This is a genomic window from Aquiluna sp. (assembly GCF_965064355.1).
The window spans coordinates 1-6,680 of sequence record NZ_CBCHRQ010000067.1 but is presented as its reverse complement, the minus strand read 5'-3'; the positions used below and the strand labels follow the sequence as shown (position 1 = coordinate 6,680).

Genomic DNA, 6,680 nt, shown 5'->3' with positions numbered 1-6,680 from the left:
ACCGCTGAAGGCTTGCTGGTTACTTCAATGCCAGCCTTCGCAGCCGCAGCAACGATTAGCGCAGCGGTGTTCTTGCGACGCTCGTTGGTTGGGCCACCCCAGTGAAGGGTTAGCTTCAATGGGTTGGTGGTTGAGTAGCCGTGCTTGGTTAGCAGTGCCTTAGCAGCTGCTAGACGGGTTGCCTCAGCGTCTAGGTAAGGCTTGGCACCAGAGGTAGCAACCATGGCTGCGTGCTTAGGGTCAGCGTTGAAGTAAGGGGTCATCGAGCTCAGAACCTTAGCCGCAGGGTTAATGGTCTTCACTAGCTTGTCAACGATCTCCTGACGAGGAATGGTTAGCAGTAGCGCACGACGTAGGTCGTTAGCCTTTGCTGCTGACATGCCAGCCCAAGCTGGACCCTTTAGGTCAACGTCAAGGTGCTCGTAAGTTGCAGCACCGAAACCGTAAACCGTGGTGTTTGGCTGAGCTAGAAGAGAGTTGTTCAAAGCAGCAGTTGCCTGCGGTGCAATGATGTCAACTTCACCGTTTGCCAGTGCCTGACCCATAGCGGTCGAGTCTGGAATGGTTACTAGCTGGACGGTCTTGATGGTTGGCTTTGGACCAGTCTTGTATAGCGGGTTCGCTACCAAGGTCATGGACTTGCCAGGCACCGAGCTCTTGATGGTGTAAGCACCAGCAACGATCAACAGGTTAGGGTCGGTCGATTCATCAATTGGCTTGGTGTCGATGAAGTTGTAAGCGGTGTTCCACTGAGTAGCAAGAGCCTTCAGAACCTTCCAGTCCTTCTTCTTTACTGCAGTTACGAACTTAGCCTTTGCCTGACCGTCGCTCAAGGTTGGGTAAGCCAACTGAGTTAGGGCGTGAACTGGCTTGCCGATTCCGAAGAATAGCTCCCAAGCCGAGTCAAACTCGTCGAAGGTCCAGGTAACAGTGAGGCTGTCCTGAGAAATGGTTGGGAACTTGGTGATCTTCTCCATACCAGATTCCTTGGACACGTCATCCCAGTAAACACCCTGGGCATCGTTGTCGAAGTAACCAGATGCGGTCACCCAACCTAGTAGCAAGTCGTAGGCGTCAATTGGAGCACCGTCAGACCATACAAGACCCTTGTTTAGCTTGGTCTCGATGGTTAGTGGCTTCTCCTTGACGATTCGGTAGGAACCGAAGCCAGTCTTCTTTACAAGATTTGACTTGTTGTCGTAGTAGTTGAAACCGTCTCCAGTTAGGTAGGCAACGGTGCCGTTTTCAACCAGGTTGTGGTCGCTGTGAGACGAGTTAAGTGAGGTACGGACGTTGCTTTCCGCAATTCTCACTAGGGTGCGGTCTGCTGCACCTGCAGGAGCTACAGCTAGACCGGAGGTGCCAAGGACACCTACAGCAGCAATAGCTACCGCGCGAACGATTCGCGAGAACTTCATGTTTCTCTCCTTTGAGTTAGGTACCGTTCCCCAATCATTAGGAGTTCTAATGAAGGAAACTTGTTTGACATTACACCGAAAGTTGAGGGTTTGAAAACAGAAAATGTAATTTTTCTTCACTATTTGTTGTCCGGCTGTTCACCTTGCACCTGTAAGCGATTGCTGGCAAGTGCCTTCTAGCCCTAGCGCACTAGACTCAAACACGTGATTTCCCGCTCAGATAGCGCCGCGATAGCTGCCATAGTGCTCTGGGCAACCTTGGCTCCAATGAGTTCGATCCTGGGTAATCTGCCACCGTTTTTTGTGACCAGCACAGGTCTATTAATTGGTTCCGTTTTGGCCTTATTTGTCAGCCGCGGTCAAATTTCCCGAATGAATGTGCCGACACGGACATTAGTGGTGGGTGTTTTTGGGTTGTTTGGATTTCACGCAGCACTGTTCACTGCCCTAAGGCTGGCACCTCCAGTCCAGGCGAATCTGGTGAATTACCTTTGGCCGCTTCTGATCGTCGTTTTAGCTCCAATGTTTTTACCTGGAACTTCCTTGCGCCTGCGACAGGTGATTGCAGCTTTGGTTGGCTTCTTAGGGGCTGCGCTAGCAATCACCTCTGGCGGAGAGCTAACTAGTGGCGGACTAATTGGTTACCTGTTCGCCTTCTTGGCGGCGATTATCTGGGCTTTGTACTCACTACTTACTAAGCGGCTCCCGCACTTTGAAAGCTCCGCTGTCGGACTCTTCGCTCTGGTTGCCGGAATACTTGCAATGTTTGCACACCTGTTATGGGAGGCACCGGTTAGTCCAACCGCTACTCAGTGGCTAATCCTTATTGCAATAGGCCTTGGGCCATTAGGTGGAGCGTTTTACCTCTGGGACTATGCATTGAAATCAGGGGACCCTCAGCGAATTGGACTTCTCTCTTTTCTAACTCCACTGCTTTCCACCACGCTGCTGCTATTGGTTAGTGGCAAACAGCTCACCTGGTTGCTTGCACTATCCGGAGCGCTAATCATTGGCGCTGCATACTTTGGAAACAGAAGTAAGGCTCAACGTGACTGAGAATTTCAAAAAGCGCTCGCTCGCCATTCCGGTTTACCTGCCATCACTGCTTTTTGAAGCAGCGTTTAGCTCGCTACTCCCGATATTTCCGGCAACCGCCACCGAATATGGATTCGACCTGGCGGCTGCTGGCGCGGTTACCGCCGCAGCAATGCTTGGGACCCTGCTCTTTGAGTTGCCGGCATCCTCGATCGTAAATCGATTGGGCGAGCGAACCTCAATGGTTGTGGCGACAGTTGTCGCCGCCATGTTTGGAGTCTTAGGATTCCTAAACCTTGGCTATTGGCCACTGCTTTTGATTGCCATGGGCTTTGGCGCGATGTTCTCGCTCTTTGGACTTTCTAGGCACTCGCTTTTGGCAGCTCAGGTTCCAGTGAGCCACCGCGCAAAGGCAATGTCACTGCTTGGTGGGTCATTTCGCGGTGGTGCAGCGCTGGGTCCAATTCTTGGCTCTTTGGCGGTAGCGCAGTTTGGCACCGAGGCTGCTTATCTGGTTGCCAGCTCGCTGTGTTTGGTGGCGATGATCGCGGTAACTTCTGTTCCAAAAAACAAACTGCACTCTCCCCCATCCGGGCAACACGGCAATGTTTGGGAGGTTGCAAAGCGCGAGCGAGCAAAACTCCTCACCCTCGGCATGGCCTCCGCAATCATCTCCGCGGGTCGAACCATTCGAATGATTGGCTTGCCACTGTTGGCAATTCAACTGGGAATTGATCCTGCAACCGCATCACTAATCTTTGGTGTCACCGGGGTTATCGACTTTGCACTGTTTTATGCATCTGGGTTGATCATGAGCCGCTGGGGTAAGTTCTGGTCCTCCGTCCCAACGCTTCTAGCTCTTGGTGTCTCCTATCTATTTGCATTCATGGTTATCGACCTGAACTCGTTTTGGATACTGGCTGCCGTCACCGCCTTGGCTAATGCCGCGAGCGCCGGCATAAACATGGTGCTGGGTGCTGACCTTGCTCCAGATGGAGCGCGCAGCGAGTTCCTTGCTGCATTTCGGATGATGACCTCCGGTGGTGTCGTACTTGCCCCGCTGATGATCACGACCCTTACCGCGTTGATAGCGCTTCCTGCGGCGCTAGCGATTACAGGACTTTTGAATTTCTACGGAGCTTTTCTGTTTTGGAAATACCTCCCAATTCACGCCCCAGATAAAAAGTCAATCGACTAGGAAGCTCTCTGCGTTTGCGCTTTTGCAAATCATCCCGGGTAGATACCTACCTATTGGGTCCAAGTGTTTGGCACAGAGCGTAAGAGACGACTTCACACCATTCACTGCGGTATCCAGACTGATTACCTCAAGTTGCTTACCGCTTGGAGCGTTGCTCAAAAACGTATCGATCGCACTTTCAAGTTTTGCCAAGTTGGGAATGCCTTTAGTAACTGCACGGTCATGTGCATATAACAGTGCTGAGTCAGTCACTCCCTGAATCCGGTTCTGAGCAACTAAGCCAATCGCCACTGCGAATCCGCCCAGGAAAAGAGTCAGCAGTAATCCCAGGTATCCCGCTATCAATATGGCAAGGCTGCCGCGGTCTTTCACTTGGGTAGCCCCATAGTTTGAATGGCGGTTGCTTGACCGACTTGAATCTCTAACGTCACTAGGGAGCAGCCCAGCGAGCACCAGTAGCGGTAATCAACATCCTGCACTTGCCAATCCTTTGAGAAGCGTTGGATCGCTGAGTCAAAACTCTGACTTGGCTTTTCCGGCGAGGTGAGCATGGCAAGCCGTAACGAGTGTCTAGCAATCGACTCTGCGGCCAGTTCGTTGGCCAGTTGCTGGTATAGCCCGAGGGCTAGTCCAATTGGCATAACCAATAGGGCCGTAAGGGTGACAAGTTCGAGTGGGCTAGATCCTTGGTCAGAGGATGGCTTCATTTGCTGCCGAGACTTCCACGCTCACATTCGCAAGGCCCGACAAAAATCCAAGCCCTGGAAGCTGCCCTTCGACGCGATAGCCAGTTACCGCTTCATCCGCGATCTCCACAACCCGAACCGAAACCATGGATGGAACACGTTTTTGAATTAGCCGCAGTAGGTATTCATTCTTGGAAGAAGACTTAGCTAGCGCAGCCTGCTGCGCGGAATCGATTGCGGCATCCCTAATGACCAAAACATTTATCGCCGATAGCCCTAGCGCCAAAGTGGTGAGCGTCACGGTTGTGGCGAGCGTGATTCCAGCCAGGGCGGAGATTACTGCGCTGCCTCGATCATTCAAAACTTGACCACCCGGTCCATTGCCTCATCGAATACACCCTGCAGGGCAGGAGCAGCGAAAGCCCAGATCACAACCACCAGGCCTGCGGTCATAAGAGTTATCAGTACCCAGCCCGGCACATCGCCGCGCTCAGAGGTAAGTAGTTTTTTCATTTGATTCCTTTCGTTAGTAGGTGGATTGCAGAACAGCTAGGGATGGGAATACCGCGAACAGCACTGTCACCGGCAGAATCAAAAAGATGGTTGGAACCAGCATTTTGGTTTCGTTCTCGCCGGCTCTTTTTATAAGCCCGCGCAATACCTGCTGCTGTATTGACAAAGAGAGCTGAGAGATTTGGTGAGCGCTTGGGGTTCCGCGCTCAATGGAGATTTGAAGTTTTTCCGTGAACTCGATCACCTCGGCCAGTGGCATGCGCTCCGATAAGGCCCGCAGCTCTGATATCAGGTCAGCCCCCAGGTCGAGGTTTTCTATCAGAAACGTAAAGTTCGGCTGCCAAACCCCGCTGAGTCTTGGCGCAAGCCATCGAATCGCGACCGAGACGGGAAGGCCATTTTCGAGTAGCAGCCCAAAGACTGAAGTCACGTCCGCAAACTGTTTCGCCTCTTCTGCGTAAATGCGACCAGCCGACTTCGAACGAAATCGGGCGAGCGCTCGCTGCAAGTTAAAGCCATTGGAAGTGGCTTCAGCTGATTGATGCGCCTGAAGCAACCGATTACTGAATTCCATTTAGCACCCGCCCTGGTAGCGGCAACCGCCCCATTCGATTCACCAGGGCGTAGGCGACCAAGCTCAGCACCAAGCCCAAAATTAGAATCGCAGCACCGAGCTCGGTGGCAAACGCCGCTTTGTTCTGTGGAAGTTGCACCAGCACCAGGGCGATTAGCCAGGGAGCGAGCAGTGCGAGTTTCGCACTGGATGAAACCCAGCCCTGTTTGGCCTGAAGCTGGGACATCTCCCCCTGCTCTTTTCTGACCTGGATAGCGGCTCGCTGGTAGGTCACAGCCATGCCGTGCCCGCCGAGTTCAGAGTCGAGTTCAATAAGTAGCGCCAATAGATCGGCATAGCGATTGGAAAATTGCAGGCGCAACTGCGGCATCAAGCGGTCTAGTTCATATCCCGAGTCGTAAAGCCTAAGTAGATTGCCAAATTCCTTCCTGAGTGCTGCAGGTCCCTGCGCCGAGAGGTAGTCCAACTGCTCCCTGAAACCGAGCCCACTAATGCTTGCGGATTGGAAGCTGTCAAAAACCTGCGGCCAGCAGGCATCAAACGCCCGCTGTCGAGCCTCGGCTTTCAACCGAAGCACTTCAATGGCAAAGGCCAGCGACAAAAGCGCAAGACAAAGCCCAAGACCCCAGACTCCGCTGAACAGGTATCCCGCAAGTCCAACTGCCAGACAGCTCGCCAAGATCACAAAACCTACTTGATTAGTTCTCGCTGACAATCCCGCCTTCTCGATCAGCTCGCTATAAAACCGCATCGCTCACCTCCAGAATCTCGGCGACGATACGTCTGCCATCTGGTAGTCGTTTGCAAAAAACCACCAGGTCAAATGCACCTAGCACCGTTGGGCGAAGGAATTTGTCGGTGATGTTCTCGCCAGCTAAAAGCGGCAAGGTCAAAAGCTTTTGCAGCGCTGCTTTTGCGGAATCCGCGTGCAAGGTGCAGAGGCCTGGAATGCCGGAATTCAGGGCAACCAACATATCCAGTGCCTCTGCACCTCTAACTTCGCCAATCACCAATCGTGAAGGCCGCATGCGAAGTGACTGTTTCACTAATTCACGAAGACCTATCTCCCTAGTGCCCTCGGCACTGGCTGGCCTAACCTGCATTGCGACCCAGTCGTTGTGCTCAATGGCAAGTTCAAAGGTGTCTTCGCAGGAAATCAACCGCTCATGCGTTTCAAGCTCTGCCAAAAGCGCAGTCATCATGGTGGTTTTGCCAGCCTGGGTCGCCCCGGCAATCAGAATGCTTTGCTGTGCCTT

The 6,680-nt window shown here is 52.8% G+C and carries 10 protein-coding genes; 2 read left to right on the top strand and 8 right to left on the bottom strand.

Annotated elements, in window-relative coordinates; all coding sequences use genetic code 11:
• A partial coding sequence (locus tag AC128V_RS06035; RefSeq protein ID WP_482763776.1) for an ABC transporter substrate-binding protein occupies positions 1-1,418 on the bottom strand: 1,418 nt, incomplete at its 3' end.
• Positions 1,419-1,622: 204 nt separating this feature from the next.
• Between AC128V_RS06035 and AC128V_RS06030 the strand changes: the two genes are divergently transcribed.
• On the top strand, positions 1,623-2,474 hold the full coding sequence (locus tag AC128V_RS06030; protein WP_482763775.1) for a DMT family transporter: 852 nt from the start codon (positions 1,623-1,625) through the stop codon (positions 2,472-2,474).
• Positions 2,467-3,651, top strand: a complete 1,185-nt coding sequence (locus tag AC128V_RS06025; protein ID WP_482763774.1) for an MFS transporter — start codon at positions 2,467-2,469, stop codon at positions 3,649-3,651. The genes AC128V_RS06030 and AC128V_RS06025 overlap by 8 nt, the downstream gene beginning before the upstream one ends.
• Here the strand turns inward: AC128V_RS06025 and AC128V_RS06020 are convergent.
• The 7 genes from AC128V_RS06020 to AC128V_RS05990 all read right to left on the bottom strand — a co-directional run.
• Complete coding sequence (locus AC128V_RS06020) at positions 3,640-4,023, bottom strand: hypothetical protein (protein ID WP_482763773.1); 384 nt, start codon at positions 4,021-4,023, stop codon at positions 3,640-3,642. The genes AC128V_RS06025 and AC128V_RS06020 overlap by 12 nt on opposite strands.
• Complete coding sequence (locus AC128V_RS06015) at positions 4,020-4,358, bottom strand: hypothetical protein (RefSeq protein WP_482763772.1); 339 nt, start codon at positions 4,356-4,358, stop codon at positions 4,020-4,022. Before AC128V_RS06015 ends, AC128V_RS06020 begins: the two co-directional genes overlap by 4 nt.
• On the bottom strand, positions 4,342-4,698 hold the full coding sequence (locus tag AC128V_RS06010) for a hypothetical protein (protein WP_482763771.1): 357 nt from the start codon (positions 4,696-4,698) through the stop codon (positions 4,342-4,344). Before AC128V_RS06010 ends, AC128V_RS06015 begins: the two co-directional genes overlap by 17 nt.
• Positions 4,695-4,850, bottom strand: a complete 156-nt coding sequence (locus tag AC128V_RS06005; protein ID WP_482763770.1) for a hypothetical protein — start codon at positions 4,848-4,850, stop codon at positions 4,695-4,697. The genes AC128V_RS06010 and AC128V_RS06005 overlap by 4 nt, the downstream gene beginning before the upstream one ends.
• 13 nt (positions 4,851-4,863) lie before the next feature.
• Complete coding sequence (locus AC128V_RS06000) at positions 4,864-5,424, bottom strand: type II secretion system F family protein (RefSeq protein ID WP_482763769.1); 561 nt, start codon at positions 5,422-5,424, stop codon at positions 4,864-4,866.
• Complete coding sequence (locus AC128V_RS05995; RefSeq protein WP_482763768.1) at positions 5,411-6,175, bottom strand: type II secretion system F family protein; 765 nt, start codon at positions 6,173-6,175, stop codon at positions 5,411-5,413. The genes AC128V_RS06000 and AC128V_RS05995 overlap by 14 nt, the downstream gene beginning before the upstream one ends.
• Positions 6,162-6,680 (bottom strand): ATPase, T2SS/T4P/T4SS family (locus tag AC128V_RS05990; protein WP_482763767.1); only part of this gene is annotated, 519 nt, incomplete at its 5' end. The genes AC128V_RS05990 and AC128V_RS05995, both read right to left, overlap by 14 nt.